This window comes from Bacillus sp. z60-11 (genome assembly GCF_046464135.1).
GTDB classification, from domain to species: Bacteria; Bacillota; Bacilli; order Bacillales; family Bacillaceae; genus Bacillus; species Bacillus sonorensis_A.
Window position 1 is genome coordinate 464,188 of the sequence record NZ_JBIYSN010000002.1, and the last position, 22,197, is coordinate 486,384.

19 protein-coding genes, 3 pseudogenes and 1 riboswitch are annotated in these 22,197 nt (G+C 48.3%); of the genes and pseudogenes, 8 read left to right on the plus strand and 14 right to left on the minus strand.

The features are described 5' to 3' along the window. Positions 1–36: 36 nt before the first annotated feature. Positions 37–690, minus strand: a complete 654-nt coding sequence (gene catA, locus ACINLD_RS09190; protein ID WP_026588030.1) for a type A chloramphenicol O-acetyltransferase — start codon at positions 688–690, stop codon at positions 37–39. A 238-nt stretch (positions 691–928) separates the two neighbouring features. Between catA and ACINLD_RS09195 the strand changes: the two genes are divergently transcribed. Continuing rightward, the gene (locus ACINLD_RS09195) at positions 929–1,492 is read left to right on the plus strand and encodes a bifunctional transcriptional activator/DNA repair enzyme AdaA (RefSeq protein ID WP_026588031.1); all 564 of its coding nucleotides are present in this window, start codon (positions 929–931) and stop codon (positions 1,490–1,492) included. 3 nt (positions 1,493–1,495) lie between these two features. Beyond that, a complete protein-coding gene (locus ACINLD_RS09200) occupies positions 1,496–2,023 on the plus strand; it encodes a methylated-DNA--[protein]-cysteine S-methyltransferase (protein ID WP_409444592.1) in 528 nt (175 codons plus the stop codon). A 20-nt stretch (positions 2,024–2,043) separates the two neighbouring features. Here the strand turns inward: ACINLD_RS09200 and kdpDN are convergent. The 7 genes and pseudogenes from kdpDN to ACINLD_RS09235 all read right to left on the minus strand — a co-directional run bounded on the left by kdpDN (position 2,044) and on the right by ACINLD_RS09235 (position 10,393). Then, a pseudogene (gene kdpDN / locus ACINLD_RS09205) lies at positions 2,044–3,137 on the minus strand (KdpD-like non-kinase potassium sensor). Positions 3,138–3,264: 127 nt separating this feature from the next. Continuing rightward, complete coding sequence (kdpC, locus tag ACINLD_RS09210; RefSeq protein WP_236251145.1) at positions 3,265–3,834, minus strand: potassium-transporting ATPase subunit KdpC; 570 nt, start codon at positions 3,832–3,834, stop codon at positions 3,265–3,267. A gap of 12 nt (positions 3,835–3,846) precedes the next feature. Beyond that, a complete protein-coding gene (gene kdpB / locus ACINLD_RS09215) occupies positions 3,847–5,901 on the minus strand; it encodes a potassium-transporting ATPase subunit KdpB (RefSeq protein WP_409444590.1) in 2,055 nt (684 codons plus the stop codon). 19 nt (positions 5,902–5,920) lie between these two features. Beyond that, on the minus strand, positions 5,921–7,588 hold the full coding sequence (gene kdpA, locus ACINLD_RS09220; RefSeq protein WP_409444589.1) for a potassium-transporting ATPase subunit KdpA: 1,668 nt from the start codon (positions 7,586–7,588) through the stop codon (positions 5,921–5,923). A gap of 16 nt (positions 7,589–7,604) precedes the next feature. Then, positions 7,605–7,682 carry a K(+)-transporting ATPase subunit F gene (gene kdpF, locus ACINLD_RS09225; RefSeq protein ID WP_077737193.1) on the minus strand — a complete coding sequence of 26 codons (78 nt, stop codon included), beginning with the start codon at positions 7,680–7,682 and terminating at the stop codon, positions 7,605–7,607. Between the two features lie 225 nt (positions 7,683–7,907). Next, a riboswitch (cyclic di-AMP (ydaO/yuaA leader) is annotated at positions 7,908–8,052 on the minus strand. 227 nt (positions 8,053–8,279) lie between these two features. Further along, the gene (locus tag ACINLD_RS09230; RefSeq protein WP_142246099.1) at positions 8,280–9,125 is read right to left on the minus strand and encodes an aldo/keto reductase; all 846 of its coding nucleotides are present in this window, start codon (positions 9,123–9,125) and stop codon (positions 8,280–8,282) included. Between the two features lie 29 nt (positions 9,126–9,154). Next, on the minus strand, positions 9,155–10,393 hold the full coding sequence (locus ACINLD_RS09235; RefSeq protein WP_026588038.1) for an MFS transporter: 1,239 nt from the start codon (positions 10,391–10,393) through the stop codon (positions 9,155–9,157). A 153-nt stretch (positions 10,394–10,546) separates the two neighbouring features. On the opposite strand from ACINLD_RS09235, the gene ACINLD_RS09240 reads away from it, so the two are divergent. Together ACINLD_RS09240 and ACINLD_RS09245 are read left to right on the plus strand one after the other, a co-directional pair. Continuing rightward, positions 10,547–10,930, plus strand: coding sequence for a winged helix-turn-helix transcriptional regulator (locus tag ACINLD_RS09240; RefSeq protein ID WP_026588039.1), 384 nt, complete (start codon positions 10,547–10,549; stop codon positions 10,928–10,930). A 2-nt stretch (positions 10,931–10,932) separates the two neighbouring features. Then, positions 10,933–11,625, plus strand: a complete 693-nt coding sequence (locus tag ACINLD_RS09245) for a Type 1 glutamine amidotransferase-like domain-containing protein (RefSeq protein ID WP_236251146.1) — start codon at positions 10,933–10,935, stop codon at positions 11,623–11,625. A 59-nt stretch (positions 11,626–11,684) separates the two neighbouring features. Here the strand turns inward: ACINLD_RS09245 and ACINLD_RS09250 are convergent, their stop codons facing one another. After that, a complete protein-coding gene (locus ACINLD_RS09250; RefSeq protein ID WP_077736348.1) occupies positions 11,685–12,518 on the minus strand; it encodes a uroporphyrinogen-III synthase in 834 nt (277 codons plus the stop codon). A 103-nt stretch (positions 12,519–12,621) separates the two neighbouring features. On the opposite strand from ACINLD_RS09250, the gene ACINLD_RS09255 reads away from it, so the two are divergent. Continuing rightward, on the plus strand, positions 12,622–13,569 hold the full coding sequence (locus ACINLD_RS09255; protein ID WP_026588042.1) for a cupin domain-containing protein: 948 nt from the start codon (positions 12,622–12,624) through the stop codon (positions 13,567–13,569). Positions 13,570–13,628: 59 nt separating this feature from the next. On the opposite strand, the gene ACINLD_RS09260 is transcribed toward ACINLD_RS09255, so the two are convergent. The 3 genes and pseudogenes from ACINLD_RS09260 to ACINLD_RS09270 all read right to left on the minus strand — a co-directional run bounded on the left by ACINLD_RS09260 (position 13,629) and on the right by ACINLD_RS09270 (position 15,974). Continuing rightward, entirely contained in the window at positions 13,629–14,591 is a 963-nt protein-coding gene (locus tag ACINLD_RS09260) for an iron-hydroxamate ABC transporter substrate-binding protein (RefSeq protein ID WP_026588043.1), read from the minus strand. A gap of 77 nt (positions 14,592–14,668) precedes the next feature. Beyond that, a pseudogene (locus ACINLD_RS09265) lies at positions 14,669–14,968 on the minus strand (LysR substrate-binding domain-containing protein); the annotation flags it as partial. Positions 14,969–15,158: 190 nt separating this feature from the next. Continuing rightward, positions 15,159–15,974, minus strand: a complete 816-nt coding sequence (locus ACINLD_RS09270) for a helix-turn-helix transcriptional regulator (protein ID WP_026588044.1) — start codon at positions 15,972–15,974, stop codon at positions 15,159–15,161. A gap of 113 nt (positions 15,975–16,087) precedes the next feature. Between ACINLD_RS09270 and ACINLD_RS09275 the strand changes: the two genes are divergently transcribed. Both ACINLD_RS09275 and ACINLD_RS09280 read left to right on the plus strand, forming a co-directional pair. Then, positions 16,088–16,930: an NAD-dependent epimerase/dehydratase family protein gene (locus ACINLD_RS09275; protein WP_077736347.1), complete on the plus strand. Its 843-nt coding sequence runs from the start codon at positions 16,088–16,090 to the stop codon at positions 16,928–16,930. Between the two features lie 175 nt (positions 16,931–17,105). Continuing rightward, positions 17,106–17,249, plus strand: a pseudogene (locus ACINLD_RS09280) (helix-turn-helix domain-containing protein); the annotation flags it as partial. On the opposite strand, the gene ACINLD_RS09285 reads toward ACINLD_RS09280, so the two are convergent. After that, the gene (locus ACINLD_RS09285) at positions 17,196–17,333 is read right to left on the minus strand and encodes a hypothetical protein (RefSeq protein ID WP_236251299.1); all 138 of its coding nucleotides are present in this window, start codon (positions 17,331–17,333) and stop codon (positions 17,196–17,198) included. The pseudogene ACINLD_RS09280 and the gene ACINLD_RS09285 sit on opposite strands and share 54 nt — an antisense overlap. Before the next feature lie 120 nt (positions 17,334–17,453). On the opposite strand from ACINLD_RS09285, the gene ACINLD_RS09290 reads away from it, so the two are divergent. Continuing rightward, on the plus strand, positions 17,454–18,674 hold the full coding sequence (locus tag ACINLD_RS09290; protein WP_077736346.1) for an MFS transporter: 1,221 nt from the start codon (positions 17,454–17,456) through the stop codon (positions 18,672–18,674). Between the two features lie 297 nt (positions 18,675–18,971). Here the strand turns inward: ACINLD_RS09290 and ACINLD_RS09295 are convergent, their stop codons facing one another. After that, a complete protein-coding gene (locus ACINLD_RS09295; RefSeq protein ID WP_077736345.1) occupies positions 18,972–22,190 on the minus strand; it encodes a bifunctional cytochrome P450/NADPH--P450 reductase in 3,219 nt (1,072 codons plus the stop codon). Positions 22,191–22,197: the final 7 nt, after the last annotated feature.

Here is a 22,197-nt window from a genome sequence, read left to right on the forward strand (position 1 = left end):
GAGGCCGGGTGTGTATCCGGCCTCTTTTCATTCCATTCACTTTTTCAGCCATTCCTCGCCGGAGTCAGCCAACCTCTGTAATTCATTCATAAAAACACCCGCATGCCAGCCGTCACACACCGCATGGTGAACCTGCAGGGAAACCGGCAGCAGCGTCTCTGTTCCATTCGAAAAGAATTTCCCGTTTGTGATGATCGGCAGCAAATGTCCGCTGTTTGCAAGGTTCAAATTGAAGCTTGTAAAGCTTACCCATGGAATAGAGGAGATCGAAAACGCGTTGGCCGGGATATTTTCCTTAGCCCACAGTCCTTTGTTGTTTCCAAAGCGAAGCATGTCTTTCAGATGGTTATGATAAAACCGCGAAAAATCAATATCATACTCCGTCCATACGGCGGAAAAGGTTTGTTCTTTATGATGAAAAACCGTATAGCAGGGATTCATCTGCTCCCATACCCCGAGCTCACCCTTCTCATTGTAGCCCGTTCTGAATTCTGGATAGGCTTGAACAACCCTTGAAACCATGTAAATAAACGCGGGATAAAGCTTGATGTTCTGTTCTTTCAGCACCTCCAGCATTGCACTGATATTCAGGTTTGCCGTCAGGCTGAAAGAGCATTTCCCTTCTGACATGAAGTGTTCAAAATAAGGTTTTCGATGCCAATGCTCCAGGTCTATTCTTTTAAAATTCATGCTTGATCCTCCTAAAATAATAGAATATTTATTTTAGGAGGCGAACTTCTCTGATTTCTTCATCAGTCTCACCCCATGGGTCTTTTATCCAAGTGTAGTCCTTTAAAGATTCAGAATCAAGTGCGGTCAGCCGCTTTCTGAGCACATGATTTTTTTCTTTGTCATCTTGCGATCCCATTCTTTACACGAACACATACACCCTTTTTCAGGTTATACTGACATACAGCGGGGTGATCATATGAACAGTAAATCGGAATTGACGCCTGAACGGTGGCGGGCGATTGTCGAAAACGACCGGTCTTATGACGGCGCTTTTCTTTATGCGGTAAAAACAACGGGAATCTTTTGCCGTCCCTCCTGTAAATCAAGGGCTCCCCAAATTGAAAATGTCCGTATATTCCAAAATGCAGAGCAAGCTCTAGCAGCGGGCTTTCGTCCGTGCAAGCGCTGCCGGCCGGACGGTGCGCTGCTTCCCGATGAAGAGCTTGCAGAACAAGTCGCACACATCATCGCCACACATTACCGTGAACCCTTGACGCTCAAAGCACTAGCCGACATAAGCCATGTCAGCCCTTTTCACCTGCAGCGGATATTCAAACGGATCAAGGGTGTTTCTCCGGTAGACTATATCCGGCAAAAAAGAATCTCTGAAGCGGGCAAGCTGCTCGCCTCTTCAAATCAACCGATGGCGGAAATTGCCGCGGCGATCGGCATCGCAAATGCGGATTATTTTGCCGTCCTCTTTAAAAAAATCAAAGGACAAACGCCGACAGAGTACCGGCAGATGAAGCGGAGGAAGTAGCCAATGATTGAAAAAATCTTGCAGTGGAGTCAGTTTGAATGGGGCAGCTGGACTCTCACAATCGCGGCATCAGCAAAAGGGCTTTGCTATACAGACTTCGATCAGAAGGGCTCACGGAAGCTGGCCGACTGGGCCAGTAAAAGGTTTCCGGACCTTGCTGTCGTCCGCGATGATGAAAAGCTTCAGCCATACACGGATGAATTGACGGCTTATTTTAGCGGGCGGTGCAGGCATTTCAGCCTGCCCGTTGCTCTCACCGGCACGCCTTTTCAGCTCTCGGTCTGGCACGCTTTGCGCATGATTCCTTATGGAGAAACACGCACATATTCGGAAATCGCCGTTGTGATCCAAAGGCCGGACGCTGTTCGGGCCGTTGGCGCCGCGATCGGCGCCAATCCGCTTTTAATCGTCATCCCCTGCCATCGTGTCATCGGAAAAAACGGCAAGTTGACAGGCTACCGGGGCGGTCTGGAGATGAAACAGCACTTGCTCAGGCTTGAAGGCCGACAGAGCGGAGATTTGGGAGACTAAGGCGCTGTTTGCTGTCAAATCTAAACTTTTTCATCTGAGACGATATGAATGTCGATACCGTCCGTATGCCGCATGATGCTGTTGACAATGGAACCTTTCGTGATTTCCTCCCATCTTGAGCGAGCGGACTGCCCCAGCACAATCTGGGTGATGCTTTTTTTCTTCGCGATCTCGGTAATCGTTTCTGACACATAGCGTTTGCCGGAAGGTTTAAATATAAAAATAAACTCGGCGCCAAATTGGGCACAGAGGCGTTCCCATTGACTGATTTTGTCGCGTTCGTGTTTTCCCAGCCGCTCTTTTGACTGGGGGGAAACCGTCAGCACAAACAGATTGGCTTTCAGCCTGCTCGCAATTCTCCAGCCGCGGCGAATCAGTTTTTCGGCATTTTTCCGTGCTGCACGCAGACGAGTATTTTTTCATTTGTTCCCCTTGGCCGCCGGCTCCCATTGAAACCGGTCCGCTCCATCCGGTCATCCACATCATCTGCCACTTCGCGCAAAGCGAGTTCTCTGAGCGCCGCTAAATTATTTTTGGTGAAAAAGTGGGATAAAGCCTGTTTTATTTTATGTTTTTCATAAATTTTTCCTTCCCGCAGCCGTTTTTGCAATGTTTCAGGGGTGACATCGATCAGGATAATTTCATGAGCCCTATCCAAGACGCGGTCAGGAATCCGTTCCCTTACTTTTACACCCGTCACATGCTGAACAATATCATGAACGCTCTCTACATGCTGAATATTGACCGCAGAGAGAACGTTGATCCCTTCTTTCAAAATATCTTCTGCGTCCATATAGCGTTTTTCATTCTTCGATCCGGGAATGTTTGTATGCGCTAGTTCATCTATGATCACAAGATCGGGCTTACGCTCAATGATCGCGTCGACATCCATTTCTTCGAGCATTTTTCCTTTGTATTCGATTTTCCTCTTTGGAATGATCTCCAAATCATTCATTAAAGCGGCCGTCTCTTTCCTGCCGTGCGTTTCGATTAGACCGATGACCACATCTATGCCCTCACGTTTTAAACCATCGGCCTCCTGCAGCATTCGGTACGTTTTCCCGACGCCGGGAGCCGAACCGATAAAAATCGTCCAATGCCCACTTTTCAGCATTTCAATTTCAGCCAATAGTTCCTCCGGTGTTTTTCTTCTAAAGTCCCGGGGGTTTTTTTGCAATAGTCAGCCCTCCTCGGAATGTCTTCCCCAATGTCTGCAGTATCTAGACATTGAGGAGACATCACTAATTCAGCCTTTCCTTCAAATCAATGTTTAGGAGCAGTACATTCACACGCGGTTCACTGAAGATGGAAGCATTTTTTGTATGTCTATGAACCAATTGTTCAAGATCTCTCTGTGAAACTCCTGTCAGTCTGCTGATTCTTGGAATTTGAACTCGTGCGCCGTCCGGGCTGATATCGGGGTCTAACCCCGATGCAGAATTCGTGATGACATCAACCGGAATCCCTTTGACAGGAACATCGGGATTTTCCTTTTTCCATGATTCAATTGAAGTTTTGATCCGCTTCAACAAAGCTGGATTTGACGATGCCTCATTCGGTGATCCCGACCCTGCCGCATCATAGCCGATGCTTGATTCCCTGCCGTGAAAAAAACGCGGATCTGTAAATGACTGCCCGATTAGCGCCGAGCCGATGATTTCTCCTTTTGGATTATAAACAAGACTTCCGTTTGATTTTTCAGGCATAACCGTCTGGGAAATTCCTGTCATCGCCAAGGGATACGCCAGCCCGCACATGATCATAAGTAGCAAGCTGACCCTGACAACCGCTCCTAATTCTTTCATTATCATCATCTGTCCTCCTTACATGATCTGAATCAACATATCAATCAGCTTAATCCCGATAAACGGAACAATCACACCTCCAAGTCCATAGATCAATAAGTTGCGGGCCAATAAAGCATTTGAGCTCATCGGTTTGTATGCTACTCCCTTTATCGCCAACGGGATGAGAAGCGGAATGATCACCGCGTTAAAAATCAGTGCCGATAAAATGGCCGACAACGGTGAAGCAAGCCCCATAATGTTCAGTGCTTTGATGTCGGGAATGGCCAGCATAAACATCGCCGGAATAATGGCAAAGTATTTGGCAATATCATTTGCAATGCTAAACGTCGTTAAAGCGCCGCGGGTCATGAGCAGCTGCTTTCCAATCGACACCACTTCAATAATCTTCGTCGGATTCGAGTCAAGATCCACCATGTTCGCCGCTTCTTTTGCCGCAGTCGTCCCGCTGTTCATGGCAATCCCTACGTCAGCTTGGGCCAGCGCCGGCGCATCATTTGTCCCATCTCCCGTCATGGCGACTAATTTTCCCTTCAATTGTTCCTCTTTGATGACGTTGATTTTATCTTCCGGTTTGCATTCCGCGATAAAATCATCGACCCCGGCCTCTTTGGCGATGGTTGCAGCGGTAAGCGGATTATCACCCGTACACATCACCGTTTTTATTCCCATTTTGCGAAGCTCTTCAAAACGTTCTCTCATCCCCGGTTTGACGGTGTCCTTCAAATAAATCAAACCGAACATTCGATCATCGGCCGCCACGGCCAGCGGAGTACCGCCTTCTTTTGAAATCTGTTCGCTTTTTTGATCAAGATCCTGCGGAATCGTTCCGCCGTTTTCTTCGACCCACTGTTTCACGGCATCGACGGCACCTTTGCGTATTTTTCTTCCATCCGGAAGATCAGCTCCGCTCATTCTTGTTTCCGCTTTGAAGTCGACGAAATCTCCGCCTTCAACAACAGATGAGTCGTATTGGATTGTCCGTTTTTTGGCGAGTTCGATGACAGAGCGCCCTTCCGGTGTTTCATCATGAACCGAACTGAGAGCTGCATATTCGCCGACAGACTGCAGTGTTTCTTCTCCGACCGGCACAAACTCACTAGCCATCCGGTTCCCAAACGTGATCGTTCCCGTTTTATCGAGAATGATCGTGTTAATATCACCGGCGGCCTCGACAGCTTTCCCCGACATCGCCAGCACGTTAAACCGGGTGACACGATCCATCCCCGCAATCCCGATCGCCGACAAAAGCCCTCCAATCGTCGTCGGGATCAGACAGACAAGCAGTGCAATCAGGATCGCGGGATCAAGTTGAAAACCGAGGTAAGCCGTAAACAACGGAAGTGTCACAACAACAATCAGAAAAATGATGGTCAAGCTCATTAACACGGTGTTCAAGGCAATTTCATTCGGGGTTTTCTGCCTTTCCGCTCCTTCGACCAAGGCAATCATCTGATCCAAAAAGGTTTCACCGGGATCGCTTGTGATTTCGATTGTAATCGAATCGCTGATGACGCGGGTCCCACCCGTGACAGAACTAAAATCGCCACCCGCTTCTTTGATAACCGGGGCGGACTCACCTGTAATGGCCGATTCATCAACGGAGGCGAGACCATCGATCACTTCGCCGTCTCCGGGAATCATTTCACCTTGGGATACAATGACAATATCCCCTTTTCGCAGATCGTCTGATGACACTTTTTCGCTTCTGCCATCCATTACTTTATTGGCCCAGATCCTTTTTTTCGTCTGTTTTAAAGAATCCGCCTGCGCTTTTCCCCTTCCTTCAGCCAATGCTTCAGCGAAGTTGGCGAACAAAACCGTAAAAAGCAAGATCACGGAAACTGCCGGGTTGAACCAAGGAGCCGCCGCGCTTCCGAAATACTGCGGAAAAATGGAAAGCAGAACGGCAATCAAAAAACCAACTTCCACCATAAATATAATCGGATTTTTAACCATACGTCTCGGATCTAATTTTAAAAAAGCATCTTTGATCGCAGCTTTTATGATTGTTTTGTCCATCATACGCTTTGGCTTGCGAACCGAATCTGAAACGATCGGCAAATCGTTCATTGATAAAGCCCCCCTATCATCATGTTAAAAACTCTGCAACCGGCCCCAACACCAACACAGGAAAGAAGGTGAGTGCTCCGACAATCAAAATCGAGGCAACAAAAATGCCGCCAAACAGACTTGTATCCGTCCGGAATGTGCCGGTCGTTTCCGGGACGGCTTGTTTTTTCAACAAAGATCCCGTGACAGCCAGCAATGTGACGATTGAGAAATAACGGCCGATGAACATCACGATCCCGGTTGTTATATTCCAGAATGGTGTGGCATCTCCCAGTCCTTCAAAGCCGGAACCGTTATTCGCGGCTGAGGATGTATACTCATATAAAACCTGGCTGATCCCGTGAAAACCGGGATTTGAGATCGCATCTTGCCCGGCCTGTGTATACATTGCAAGCGCTGACGCCCCTAGAATCAACAGGGGATGAATCAGCAGCGTGACAGCAATGAGCTTCATTTCTTTTCCTTCAATTTTTTTGCCTAAAAACTCAGGTGTTCTCCCCACCATTAAACCGGAGAGAAAAACGGAGACCATCGCATACAAAAGCATGTTCATAAATCCGGCACCAATTCCGCCAAAAACCGTGTTCAGCATCATGTTGAGCAATGCCATAAGCCCTGTGAGAGGCGCCAGCGTATCGTGCATCGTATTGACCGCACCCGTTTCAGTTGCGGTGGTGACCATCGCATAAAAGGCTGAATTCAATGTTCCAAAACGGACTTCTTTTCCCTCCATACTGCCTTCATCATGGCTGATCCCCAGCTCGCTGACAGCGGTGTTTCCTCCCGATTCCGTCATAAAGGCTGCACCGGCGGCGATTAAAAACAAAAGACCGGCCGATACAAAAAGGATCCGTCCCTGTTTTTTGTTCCCTACCATTTTCCCGTAGGTAAACGGCAGTGAAATGGTGATGAGAAGCATCAACAAGATTTGAACCGCATTGCTCCATCCATTTGGATTTTCATATGGATGGGAAGAGTTGACCCCGAAATACCCTCCTCCGTTGTTTCCCAGTTCTTTGATGGATAAAAAAGAAGCGACCGGCCCGCGCAAAATCGTCTGCTCCCCTCCGGTTAGCGTATGGGCTGTGGCGGTCGGGCTGAGCGTCTGAGGTACCCCTAAACCGACAAAAACAAGGGCCGCAACAACGGAGATCGGCAGTAAAATCCGGGTGATAGAGCGAATCAGATCGACAAAGAAATTGCCGAGCGGCTTTCCGGCAAGCCCCCGAATCATCGCCATCGCTGCAGAGAGGGCGGTGGCAGGCGCCGCAAACATTAAAAAGGTAATGGCGATCATTTGCGACAACAGAGAAAGACCGCTTTCACCGCTGTAATGCTGTAAATTCGTATTGGTCATAAAACTGACGGCTGTATTAAAGGCAAGCGTCGGCTCCATACCCGCAACGTTTGTCGGATTGAAAGGCAATACCCCTTGCAGGCGGAAAACGAGATAGACCGTGCAAATCATCACCGTGTTGGTCAAAACAAGGGAGACAGCGTATTTCCTCCATGATTGATTTTCCGTTTTCACACCGCCAATTCGATAAAACAGACGTTCAGCCGGCAGAAAAATACGGTCGATTTGAGACGGAGCGTAATCAAACACTTTAGCTATGTAAAGCCCCATCGGTTTAGCCGCCGACAATGCGATCAGCAGAATGAAACAGATCGACAAAAGCGATGTCATTTTCTTTTACCCCCAGTTAAAATTTTTCCGGATTCAACAAAGCATAGGTTAAATAAACAAACATGGCGATCACTATGGCAAAGAGACATATCATTTGGATTCACCCTCTCTATGAATGATCAGTCGTTTTTCCCGCCCACTTCACCAATAAAAGCAGCATCGCCGTTAAAGATGCGGTCACAGCCAGCATCACGATATCACGCACGTTTACTCACCTCCTCTCATTTCTGTTTTGAAGGCATGAAAAAAAGCCGCAAGAGAACAAACCTCTTACGGCTTTTTTTAGGCACAGTTAAGAAACCGTGCTTTCCGCACGTATTTGGGTTCTCTTTAAACGCTTACGAGGTTAGCTGTCGGATTCAGGTGCAAAGAGTCACCTTACCTTGAAAAAGGATTCACCCCAAGTGGCATGCCACAAAAAATTGGTTCCCCCGCTTCCGGTTGGAATTCAGCGGTTACGTAAATTGGAAATTTTATTCAGTTTTTTGATGAGATTTATATTACGCCCGTAAAACAGAAGTGTAAAGTTTCATAAGTGGTCAAATATGACGATATTCACCTTTTATCCCTCTATTATCATACTTTATTTCATACTTTCGTCTCTTTTCTTTAAAAATCTCACTTTTTCTAAAACGCAATTGTGAAAAAGCTGGACAACAAACACCGTTCGACCATCGAACGGTGTCATGACTTAAAAGTCAAAATTGTCAGGATCAGGGCCGACGCGGGTGTTCTCATTCAACCCGTCAATTTGCCTCATCTCCTCTTGTGTCAGCTCAAAATCGAATATATCCGCGTTTTCCGCAATCCGCTGCGGTTTGGTTGATTTCGGAATCGTGATGACGCCGTTTTGCAAATCCCAGCGCAATATAACTTGGGCAGCGGTTTTGCCGTGTTTTTTGGCGATGTCTTGTAAAAGCGGATGGTCGAGCAGCTGCCCCTGCATTAACGGAGACCAAGCTTCAAGCTGAATCCCGTGAACGCTGCAAAATGAATGAAGTTCTTTCTGTGTCAGGCGCGGATGGTACTCGACTTGATTGATCATCGGTTTGATTTTGGCATCCTTCAACAAATCTTCGAGATGGTGGATTTGAAAATTGCTGACTCCGATCGCTTTCACGCGCCCTGCTTCATAAAGGGTTTCCAGCGCCCTCCAGGCCTCTTTATACCGCCCTTCGACAGGCCAATGGATCAGATATAAATCCAGCGCATCAAGCCCCAATTTTTCAAGGCTCGCTTCATAGGCGGAGATGGTAGACTCATAGCCTAAATCATCATTCCATACTTTTGACGTGACAAATATATCATCTCTTGAAATACCGGCCGCCTTGATCCCTTCACGGATTCCCTGTCCGACTCCTGCTTCATTTCCGTAGATTGCCGCCGTATCAATGCTGCGATAGCCGTGGGCAATCGCCGTTTTGACCGCCTGAACCAGCTCAGGCCCTTCTTCCACCTTAAATACACCGAGCCCAAACCAGGGCATGTCCTTGCCGTTATGCAAAGTGATTCGATCTTGTAAATGTTTTGCAGTCATGATTGACCTCCTGATTAGTGTTGTTTTGATCAAGCGCAGTCTCCATCATCGGCAAAGAAGACTTTGTCAGCTTGATCATGTTTTTCATCTTTTCGTTCAAAGCTCCTGCATAAGCCTGTCAAAAGGACAGCGCCGAGCACCATAAACCCGCCGGCCCATGGCGTGTGGATCAGCCCGATCGAGTCTGTGATGATTCCTCCCACGTAAGAGCCGATGGCAATGCCTGCGTTAAACGCGGCGATATTAACGGCTGATGCGACATCCACCGCTCCCGGAACAAACCGCTCAGCCAGCATGACGACATAGACCTGAAGTCCGGGAACATTCATAAAAGCTAAAAACCCCATCAAAATGATCGTGATCAGCCCGGCTGTTTTAAACGGGGCTGTCGCTGTGAGAATGAAAAGCACTGCCGCCTGGGCTATAAACATATAAAATAATGCATCAAGCGGCTTTTGGTTTGCCGCCTTTCCGCCAATGATGTTGCCGAGGGCAATCGCAGCCCCGTATACGAGCAAAATAACCGCAACGGCTTCTGCCTTAAAGCCTGTTACATGCTGAAGCAGCGGAGATAAATACGTGAAGACGACAAATGTTCCTCCGTATCCAAGGGCCGTAATGATAAATAACAGGAGCAAGCGGCCGTTCGCCACAAGTTTAAACTGGCTCCGGAACGTCGTTCGCGCACCTTTCGGCAAATCAGCCGGGACAAGGATGCTGTTGGCGATCAACGCGAGCGCTCCAACGGCAACGATGGCCATAAAGGCCAATCTCCAGCCGAATTGCTGGCCGATGAAGGTGCCGATTGGAACACCTGTGATCGTCGCTACGGTCAGTCCGGTAAACATAATCGAAATCGCGCCGGCCCGTTTGTTTTCCGGCACCAGGCTCGCAGCAATCGTTGAACCGATTGACATAAACACACCGTGCGAAAACGCGGAAAGCACACGGGCGGCGAGCAAAACACCGATCGTTCCGGCACAAGCGGCGATCCCGTTTCCGATCATAAAAACGACCATAATCAAAAGCAGCAGCGTTTTCCGCGGGATCCGCGATGTCAATGATGTTAAAACAGGCGCTCCAAACGTCACGCCCAGCGCATATAAAGAAACCGTCAGCCCGGCCGTCGTCACGGGGATGTGCATGTCCCCGGCGATCAAAGGCAAGAGCCCGACGCTGATAAATTCCGTCGTTCCGATGGCAAATGCGCTGACAGCCAAAGCTAACAGCGCCAATATACTGCGCTTTTTATGCTGAATAGAAGACATTTTTCTCCTCCTTTTGTTATCGTGTATAGCAAACAACAGCCGGCACATGATATTATCATCCATATAGAGATCAAAGAAAAGTACGCACTTTTAAGTATGATAGGAACCTAAAAGTGATATAGGCACTTTTTTGTACCCAAAAGGAGGATAAACATGAAGCAGAAAAAGTACAATATATCAGTTGAAGCGACCCTTGAAGTGATCGGGGGAAAATGGAAATGCGTCATCCTGTGCCACTTGACGCACGGAAAAAAACGGACAAGTGAATTGAAACGCCTCATGCCGAACATCACTCAAAAAATGCTGACCCAGCAGCTGCGCGAGCTGGAAGAAGACGGCGTCATCAATCGAATTGTCTACCAGCAGGTTCCCCCAAAAGTCGAATATGAATTGAGCGAATACGGACGGACGCTTGAGGGCATCTTAGACTCCCTGTGCGCCTGGGGCGAAAAACATATTACGAAAGTATACGGTGATAAATTCGCTGTTTTGGAGGACAGTGTGTTGAATGATAAATTGAAACAGGATCATGAATAAAAATGAAAAAGGAATGGGGATTGATGGGGAAATTGTTTCTTTCCGGCGGCGGAGACAAAGAGCAGACGCAAGCGCTGGATCGGCGGTTTGCAGAGGAAGCGGGGCCAAGAAAGCCGCTATTGTATATTCCGATTGCAATGGATGCCTCCATGTTTGATGATGGCTTTCAGTGGATCCAAAGGGTTTTTAAGCCGCTCGGCATAAAAGACATCACCATGTGGACAAATCTGAAAAACAAAACGATTCAAGATTTAGATCATTTTTCCGCCGTTTATATCGGCGGCGGAAATACCTTTCAATTATTAAAGCATATTCGCGATGCCCAGTTCAGCGATGTATTCAAAAACTATTTCGCAAACGGCGGCATCATCTATGGGGGAAGTGCGGGAGCCGTCATTTTAGGGCAAAATATCATGACTTGTTCCCATCTTGATAAAAACACTTTCGGGGTGCGCCGTTTTCAAGGTTTACAGCTTGCAGGAGAGTACTCGATTTGGTGCCACTACAGTCATGAAAATGACCCATTAATCAAACAGTATATCAAGAAATTCCATAACCCTGTCATCGCACTTACTGAGGAAACAGGAGCCCTCGTCAGCAGCAAGGGCATTCTGGCGGTCGGATCGAAGCCCGCCTGTGTTTTCAGGGGGGAACGCAAATTTGTCGTTTACCCGGATGATTTTATCCATCTGTGACGAAAAAAACGCTTAGGCAGCCAGCCCAAGCGTTTTTTCGTTTTAAGCCTCCACGGTAATCAACTTCCATCAAACTCAGGGTTTCTGTCCGTCTCATAGAACCTGGACAGTTCAACGATCATCGCCCCCATCCGTTCGAGCTCAGGCGCAAGCAGCCGCACCACACCTTCTTCGCTCAATGCCTCTGCCGTCACCTTTCCGACGGCTGCTGCAAGGACGTGGTCCTGAAACGCTTGGACGATTTTCTCCCGCACTCCGTTTTCCTTTGCGAATTTGAAAAGCGAACGGACTTGGACGGCCGTTGTAAAGCAAACGGCATCCACTTCATGATCAAGCAGCTCTTGGCACAGTAAAGCAACGGTTTCCTCATCAGGCGCGACATGCTGATATGGAAGAAGCGGGAAGACAGCGGCGCCTTTTTCCTCCAAAAACGCAAGCAGTGATGGCGCGTTTTCGCCGTGGAGCTGAACCATAACCCGCTTACCGGTAAAATCATAAGGTTTAAGCGATTCAATCAACCCCTTCGTCGTTCCGTCATCATCAGAGGCTGTCGGCGTGATGCCGAGCTTTTTCAAGGCGGCGGCCGTTTTGTAGCCCCTTGATGCCGCTTTTGCCTGACGGATGACCTGCAAAAAGCGTTCGCCGATTCCAAGTTTCTCAGCCAGACTGACAAGTGTTTCCGTACCGATTCCGGTCGTGAAAATCACCCAATCGGCTCCTGTTTCAACAAATGTCTGCAAATCAGGCCCGACCTCTTTTTCCGCCAAAAACACGGTACCTTGCAGGGAGCGGACGACGGGAATTCCGCCCTGCTTTTTGATGAGTGTGCTCATTTCCTCAGTTTTACGCGATGCGCCGATGGCGATTCTTCTGCCGTTCAATCCTTTCCCCAATACAAATCCCTCTTTCTTTATCGTTTTCTATTCAGATCGCTGTTTACTAGCATCTTCCAAATGAGATATGATTGAATTATCAAAAAATAAGGAGGTTTTTTTCATGTCCACTCATTCTCAATTTGAAACGCGAATAGAGCATTTGACGAAACATGCCCGTTTTTTTGAGTATACCACTGCCTCGGACCCGATTGGAAGCGGAATAATCAGCCCGGTGCCTGTGAAAGAGTTCGGCCCTGAATTGTATGAGACAGGTGAAACGCGGATCATCCCGCTGGACATCTCCGAACAACTGAAGACGGATTATGCTGCTTCAAGCCCTTCCCTTCTCGCGCATTTCATCAAGATTTGTTCAGGCGACACGATCGAGACAGCGCCTCGTGCGACAAGCGAACTTTATTACGTCATTGAAGGCTCAGGCACTACAGATGTGAACGGTGAAACGATCAGCTGGAAAAAAGGAGACTTTTTTACACTGCCCGCAGAATCAAACAGCTGCCACCGCGCAGCCGCAGATACGGCCATCTATTATATTACAGATTCGCCACTCCTTGATTATTTAGGAGTCAAACCCGCTAAAGCACGCTTCAAACCAACCCTTTACACTGCTGAACAAGCAAAGGCCAAATTAGAGGAAGCAGCCGCATCCCCTGACGCCCATTTACGAAACCGCATCTCCGTTCTGCTCAACAACGAAATCTTTGACCAAACGCTGACGATCACACATGTCCTGTGGGCTATGTTCGGCATCGTCCCGCCCGGCTCCCGTCAAGCGCCGCACAGCCATAAATCGGTCGCTCTTGACTTTGTCGCCTATGCGGCACCGGGCACGTATACATTGGTCGGAAAGCAAATCGATCCTTCCACAAAAGAGATCATCGATCCGATTCGAGTGGACTGGGAAACCGGAAAAGCCTTTATCACACCACCCGGTCTGTGGCACTCCCATCACAATGAATCGAATGAGCCAGCCTACATTATTCCGATTCAGGATGCAGGTCTGCAAACTTATCTTCGCACATTGGATATTCAATTTCAGCATTACGAGTGAAAAAATGCTGCAGCGGGAAGCAGTCCTTCTGAGATAATGACTTCCCGCCGTTTTCCAAACTACTTTTCAGCCTGTTCGTTTTGCTTTACAAGCATATCGGCAATTTCTTCTGCCTGTGCTTGAACGGCGTTTGGATCATACGGCCAGAATCTGTCAGGGTCAAGGAAAAATACCCGGCCATTTTTCACCGCGTCAAGCGACTTCCAAACTGAATTGTCCTGATCAAGCTTTCCGCTGTAGGATTCATCGACGAATATGTAGTCTCCGGCATATTGAGGAAGAACTTCTAAGGAGATAACCTTGTATCCCTCTGATGCATCAATGGCATCTTTTTTGACAGAATCAGGCGGTGTCAGCCCCAGCTGCTGATAGATGGCTTCTCCTCCCCTATACCCGTAAGCGCCATAGACATACAACGATTTTGCATAGGCCCCGATCAAAGAAAACGTCTGATCTTGAACAGATGCAGTTTTTAGTTTCGCGCGGGCTGCTTCCATTTTTTGATTAAACGTTTTCGTCCATTCCTCAGCTTCTTTTTCCTTGCCGAGCAGCTCGCCGAATGTTTTCATTTCCTCGCGGGCATCCTTAAATGTGCCGAACGGATAGACAACAGTCGGAGCGATTTTTGACAGTTTTTCATAGACTTTTGGATCGTTATTCATCGAGACGATCAAATCGGGCTTCAGCTTAAAGATCTTTTCAACTGACACTGAAACGCCGTCTTTCGCCCCGATATCTTTCATTCCGGACACTTGCTCCTTAATATAAGGGTTTTCCAGATACTTCCCCGTTTCACCGACCGGCTTGATTCCGAATGCGAGCATTGTTGCCGCATAGCCGATCGTCACGACCCGCTTCGGATTGGCCGGGATCTTGACATTTCCATTGATGGTTTTCACCACTCTTGTTTTCTCTTCATTCTTCACTGATGCTGCTTGTTTCTGGCCGCTTTGACAGCCGGAAAGAAATAGAGCGAAAGCGAGTAAAACGATAAATATATAAGAATCATGCTTTTTCCTCATGTCCAATCCTCCAATTGATAATAATTATCATTATCAATATACAGGATATTCGTTATCTTGAGAAGTCCTTAATTGATTTATGGCTGGTCAGACCGCTCGTTCCGCCGATAGTATTCGCTGACAAATTCTTTAAAGTTGCGACGTGCTTACGGCGAGACCGATCTTCCCCTCAGAACGGTCGTCTGAAACCCGGCAAAATGCCACTGGAGAAAATGGACATGCTCTGCCGTTTTCGGCAGGATTGCCGCACCAAGCCCTTGCTGATACTAGACCCAAAATCGAAGACACTTCTTCCCCTTCAAAAGCAAGCTTCGGGCTGATGGATAGTTCCCGGCACATTTGTTGAACACATATCGAAGACCATACCCCGGCTTAAAACGGTGCAATTGACCGGCAAATGGCGGCCCTGTGGCCGCCAGACTTCGTTACGCTGATGCTCGCCTTTAATCTACTGCCGATACTTTCGTTACGGCTTTGATAGGATTCCACTATCCTGACGGGCAAGAGATCATACTAACAGATCATGAGAGCTGCTCCTTAACAGCAGTCACAAGTAACTTATCCATCTCACAAAGTGCTTATTAAACTTTGCAAACGCGCTGCCGTATCTGTTGAAGCTGTATAAATCATCATCTTCAAGTCGGGATTTTTTGACGGTTGGAGAATCACATGTTCAAACTCCATCTCTCCGATATGAGGATCGTAACTTCTTTTGTAGCGATCCGTAACGACCTGAACGTCATGTAACGGCCATAACTCACAAAACAGCTGACTGGTTTTCATTAATTCCTCAATGAGCTCATGAAACCTCGGATCATCGCGTAAATGTGCATAATCTGCACGAAACTGTGCGATCGCAATTTGTGCTTTGTATTTGTCCGACCCTAGCAAGCCGCTCGTTAAAAGGTGTTTCAACCAATTGGTTCTCTGCTGCATATGATTGGAAAATGGCGGTAATAGGAAAACGAATGCAGCCGCTCTGTTCCATATCAACAAATCCCAATATCTATTGAGAATAAAAGCTGGATGAGGTTCAAGAGCACTTATTGTCCGTTCCAAACCCATATTCATTTGCTCATTAACTGCCCTTTCCTGTTGTGCCGGTTTTGCAAGAAGGTGGAGGTGTTCACGTTCATCCTCCGTCAATCGCAACGCGTTTGCGATGCTATTGAGTACATCCTCTGATGGATTGACACTTCGACCTTGTTCCAATGAGGTATACCATGAAGTTCCAATATGGGCAAGCTGGGCTACTTCTTCCCTTCGAAGTCCCGACACCCGTCGTCGTCCATAAGATACCAACCCAACATCTTCTGGAGAAAGGCGTTCGCGACGAGAACGTAAAAAATCACCTAGTAACTTTTTGGAGGGAATCTCCTTCATCATACTCCTCCTTATCCTGATATTCCTAATCATACGATAAACACAGGAAGGCGGCTAATCGAGCCTTCTATTAAGCTAAACCTGAGACATTCAAAAGCTGAGGAGGATTAAAAATGAACATTTTTGTAACAGGAGCTACAGGTAAAATAGGAAGCCGTTTTGTCCCCCGGATGCTGGAGCGCGGACACCAAGTTAAATTGTTAGTCAGGAACACCGCAAAAGCGGATTGGCTTTATCAGCAAGGGGCCGAGCTTGTAGAAGGCGATCTTTTGCAGCCGGAAAGCTATATCGACGATCTCCAGGGCAATGATGTTGTGATTCATTTGGCTGCACAGTTCCGGGGGGTAGACGAGAATACGACTAGAACAGCAAACCTCGATGGCAGTATAGCCTTAGCTCATGCAACGTTGCAGGCGGATGTGCCAAGATTTGTTTTTACCAGTACCAATAACGTCTATGGTTCGGTTAATCGTTTGAGACCAAACCGCGAAGACGACGAGCTTAGACCCGTTCATCCTTATCCTCAAAGTAAAGTTGAGGCCGAAGAGGCGCTGCTGCAGCTTCATCGCGAACAGGGATTGGGAGTGCGCATCGTTCGGCTGCCCTTTGTTTATGGTGAGCGCGATCCCCACATCACGGAAAGTCTGCCGTACTTCCGTAGTTGGAATCCAGCCAAAAGAATCCATATGGTACACCATGCGGACGTAAGTCAAGCCCTGATGCTCGCCGCCATTATACCGGGTTTTGATGGCCGAATCTATAATGTTGGCGACGATGCGCCCATCTCGATTGCGGAGCTTTTTCAACTTGATAACAGCAAGATACCGTCAGAAGCACTGCAAAAGGATTATGATCCGTGGGAGATGGTCGTCGATACAACGCGAATCAGAGACGAACTAAACTATCGACCGATTTATCCTTCGTTCTACTCGGCAAGAGATGCAGGTGCATTGTAATAAATTTATGGTAACCGTAATGAGAACAAAAGCGACATTCCAAGAATGTCGCTATTTATTTATCCTCATAAACAGCTTGCATGGAAGGACGGTTTGTGAATATGCAATGCCATCGTTCTAATATGTTTATTTGGTTCTGACAACCACAACACCATTTTCTACGGGAGAACCTAACATAAGCTACTCCCATCTTAGCACAATTGATCGGGGACAACTGGAAGCGCTGTATCGATTGGGCTGGCCATGCCGCAAGATCGGGCATGAGCTAGGTCGTCATCCCTCTACCATCGCACGGGAACTGAAACGCGGCGGCAGCCGGCTGGGAAATCCTTTGTTCCTGGGCTGCTTTTGTAATTTTATGCCTGCTCACGGCCATGAAATGGTCAATTTGATAGTGTTCCAATGCTCATCCGCTCCTTCATAACTAAAACGCATGATGATGATAGTTATTATAAATTAGACACATCGCAAATGAAAGCGTACCATGAAACATAGATTCTCATTCTAGAAAAGAGGAGCTGCCATGACTTACATACAGCCGCATACGAAGGATTATCAAAAAGCAAGCATCGCCTTATTCATCAGCGGTTTTGTGACATTTGCCACGCTTTACACGACACAGCCGCTCATGCCTCTGTTTGCGGAGGAATTCGCCATATCGGCGGCAGCTGCAAGCTTAACATTATCCATTTCAACTGGAATATTGGCGTTTGCCCTACTGACTGCAGCCGCATTGGCGGACGGATTCGGCCGGAAAACGATTATGACGCTCTCGCTTTTTTCCACCTCTATCCTCGGCCTTTTGACAGCCTTCAGTCCGAACTTTGCATCTCTCATTGTGATGAGAGGCCTGCTTGGCTTTTTTCTGGCGGGTGTTCCGGCCATTGCGATGACATATGTCGGGGAAGAATTCGATCCGAAGGGCCTTGGCAAAATGATGGGGCTCTATATTAGCGGCACCAGCCTGGGAGGCATGAGCGGAAGGCTCTTGACCGGTCTATTAACAGACCTTTTCGGCTGGAGGGAAGCGCTCGGCATCATCGGCGCCATTTCCGTCATCCTAAGCTATCTGTTTTGGGTACTGCTGCCGAAGCCCCGGCACTCTGTGAAAAGAAGGGCCGATGTGAAAACAATTTGCGGCGCCTATAAGGCTGTCCTTGTCAACAGACGGCTGATGCTGTTAATTTCGCTTGGTTTCATCCTCATGGGAAGCTTTGTCACGATGTTTAACTATATCGGCTTTCAGTTGACCGCCCCGCCTTACCGCCTGTCACAAACCATCATCGGACTGATCTTCATCGTCTATTTGGCGGGAACGCTCAGCTCGGTTTATATGGGGAAGAAAGCCGACAGCTTCGGCAGTCCGTTCATGATCAAAATCGCCGTCGCTATCATGGCTGCGGGGGCATTGCTTACACTTTTCCCCCAGCTTCTTTTGAAAATAGCCGGCATTGCCGTCTTTACGTTCGGATTTTTCGGCGCCCATTCGATCGCCAGCTCCTGGGTTGGGCAGACGGCAAATGAAAAACGCGTTCAAGCCTCATCTCTTTATTTGCTCAGCTATTATCTCGGTTCAAGCTTAGCCGGTTCTTTCGGCGGTTTTTTCTGGAACCATTTTCACTGGACGGGAATCATCGCTTTCATTACAGGGCTCATTTTGCTCGCTTACCCGGTTATTTTCTTGGCCGAAAAGAAAAAATCAGAATATGGTGCATGCCGGGAAAAAGGCAATCACTTTAGCTAAACTTTTTTCAGGCTGTGCCGATATAAAGCTCAGGAGCCGGCATGGCAATTCCTTCTGAAGATCAGCCGTTTTTAAAAGATTGCACATAGTCCGTCATGTTGGCTTTTCCTTATACCGTTTTCTAAACGGATTCCTGACTTTTGTTTTTTTGAACATTTGCCACGGGTGGATATTGATCCAAGCGGCGCACCGCCAAATATCCTCTCCGCGGCAGCTTTATTTTGTATCACTTTGCCCCTTGGTCAATAATAAATAAAGAGACATTCTGATGACAGAATGTCTCTTTTTACCGTTCGCTCACCTTGTCTTAACAGCCTCAACTTCCGGCGTCATGTCTGAAACGCCGCCCCCGTCCCAGACATCTTTTGTATATTGTCCTTTCGCCTGGAGGGCGTTCAGCCAGTTTTCGGCTTCTTCTCGGCTGGCATGATTGACATTTTGATATGCCGCACACAGGGCATGCTCAACATCTGGAGCCATTCTGCTGCCGTCTCCGCAGACGTACAGGCGGGCGCCGTTATCGAGAAGGTGTATCAGCCTTTCCAAGTCCTCTTTGATCAGATCTTGCACATATGTTTTCGGCCGATTTTCAAGACGGGAAAATGCAGTATGCAAATGAACGAGCCCGTCTTGCACCGCTTTCTCCAGCTCCTCCTGATACAGGTAATCCTGCTCAGGGTGGCGGCAGCCGAAATACAGGTGCGCTTCACCGAGGTTCGCGCCGGCGTTTTGTTGGCTGCGGCGCGCCTGAAGAAAGCCGCGGTAAGGCGCAATTCCCGTTCCCGGCCCGATCATGATGATCGGCGTTTCCGGATCCTCAGGCAGACAGAAGCCCGACTGCGGCCGGTGAATAAAGCATGCGATCGTCTCTCCTGGGGAGAGGCCCGCCAGGTAGTTTGAGGCGACTCCGCGGTATTGCCCGCGTCCGCTTAGAGCAGGACCGTTTACAACAGCAACCGTTATGCTTGCTTGCCGCTGTTTATGCCGGGGCGAGCTTGAAATCGAATAATATCTCGGTTTGAGTGAAGGCAACAGCGCCAAAAAGCGGGCAAACGGCAGTTCACAAGCCGGATATTGTTCAAGCAGATCGAGCATCGTCAGACGTTTCCTTAAGACTTTTTCTTTATACAATTCGTCCTCCAGCAGCTCGTTGAGCTCCTGCTTATGCGGCGGACACGCTGTATAAGCGGCCAATTCGCGAAGCTGGGCTCTTGTAGCCGGCTCCTGGAGCTCAACACTGTTTGTCAAAAGGTCTGTTATCAGAACCGGGCGGTCTTGCGGCAAATGGGAGGCGCGGCCTCCGCTGATCTGCACGTGCTCATCCCCGTTTAAGCCAAACCGTTCAATGACCCTCCTGATCAGCTCCCCGCCGTTTTGCGGCAGCACGCCGAGATGATCTCCTTCGACATATTCGACCCCGTCAGGCAGGACAAGCTCAAGATGTCTTGTGCTTCTCCCGCTGCCTTCATACTGCAGCTCGCGGTTGACTGCGATTTGTGCAGAAAATGCAGCATAAGCTTTGGCAAGCGGTGCGGCGGCAGACGCCTTGACAAATTCGACAGATAGTTCTTGGCCGGCCGTTTCCGGCTGAGCGGGTTCTTTTAAAGAAAATGCTTTTCGTAAAGCCGGCCAAAGATCGCTTTGCCACTCTTCGAACTGCCCTTCAAAATCATCATTGGCATCCCCTTCACCCAGCTTTAACAGCCGCTTTGCCCCTTTTCTTTCCAATCCGCTGTCAATCAGACGGGGAATCCGCTGATAGGTGCTTGCCCAGCTCCGGTTTCCGCAGCCGAATACGGCATACTTGACACCGGACAAATCGTCTTGATGATCGCGTTCAAGCCAATCGACAAATTCCTTCGCATTATCCGGGGGATTTCCGTTATAGGAAGCTGTGACAACAATGACCGCTCCCTCTTTTGGAAGGCTGCCTTTATATTGGTCAAGCTCTGCCGTCCGGCACATAAAGCCTTGCCGGCGCGCCCGATCAGCGAGCTCGTTTGCCGCCTCTTCGGCCGTTCCAAGATTTGAACCGTAGAGCAGATAGAGAGGAATGCCATGCGCGTTTTCCTGCGGGGCTTTGGCGAAGCGTGCTTCCCCCGGTTCGCTCTCTTTTGCTTTGCCGGCTGGGACCGTCATCATGAGCTGCTGCTTTCGCGGTTTCACCCGCATCGTGAACCCTTCGGGCTTTAAGGTCAGCGTTTCTTTTATTTTTAATTGATAATTCGTATGGTCTTCCAGTTCAAAATGCTGAAGAATCATTCCGAGCACCAATGTGGCTTCATGCAGCGCGAACTGCATGCCGATGCATGCCCGCTGTCCATTGCCGAACGGTTTGTAGGCGTGCTGGGGAATGCTTTTCATCTGTTCAAAACGCTCCGGCCGAAAGTTTTCGGCATCTTCTCCCCAGACGCTCTGATCCCTGTGCAGTTTTGGTAATAAAACCGATACAACCTGGCCTTTTGGAATCAAGTATTTTCCGCCGATGACCGTTTCCTCCTTTGCGTATAAAGAAAAGGAAGGAGCTGTCGGCCAAAGCCTGATGGATTCGTTTAAAATCATGCGGATATACTTGAGCTTCTGTACTTGTTGATACGAAGGGACAGGATCTGTCAGCACGCGATCCGCTTCTTCATATGCTTTTTTTAGCTTATCAGGAGATTTCAGAAGGAGATAAAGTGCAAATGACAATAAGCCGCTGGTCGTCTCGTGCCCCGCGATCAAAAATGTAATGATTTGATAACGGATATTTTCATCATCCAGCTTTTCACCCGTCTCGGGATCCTTCGCATGAAGCATGAGGGACAAGAGGTCATCGCCGCTTTCTCCGCCGGCTTCTTTCCGTTCGGCGATGATCCGGTCGACAAGTGCAAACATCGATTCTATGTCGCGGTTAAATTTGCGCCTTGTGTTGACCATCAGTTTATCCTGCCATTCAAAACGCTTCGTCTGCCTCATCGCTTCATGCAACCCGCGGACCATGCTTTCGATGAACGGATGCTGTCCGTCGCGGTAAAAGCTGTTGAAGCGGAAGTTGAAGCCGCACAATCCGATTGTATCAAGCGTGAGACGCGTCATATCATCCGGAACATCAATGCTTTCATTTCGATTGAGCCGGGACCATTTTTGAATGAGCTGAACGGCAATGTCCTGCATCATCGGATGGTATCCCTTCATCGCTTTCTGGCTGAAGCTCGGGAGAAGAATATTGTGGGCTTTCCGCCAGTTGGGCTCGTTCGTCCAGCTTGTAAACAGCCCGTCTCCGCTGAATTCGCGAACCTTTAAAAGCCCTTTTCCCATGTTTTTATCGAACCGTGATTCATCACATACCTCTCTTGTCAGTTCATGGTTGGAAACGAAAACGCCGACGGCATCCCCGAATCGAAATTGAAAGATCGGCCCCAATTCGTCTGCGATTTTCCAAAGAGACTGGGACACTTTGTTTTTGTCAAGCAATGGGAGGTTGCCGAGCGGCCCGTATGTTTTCGGAATTGGAATTGAGCTTAATGCGTTCATGAACATC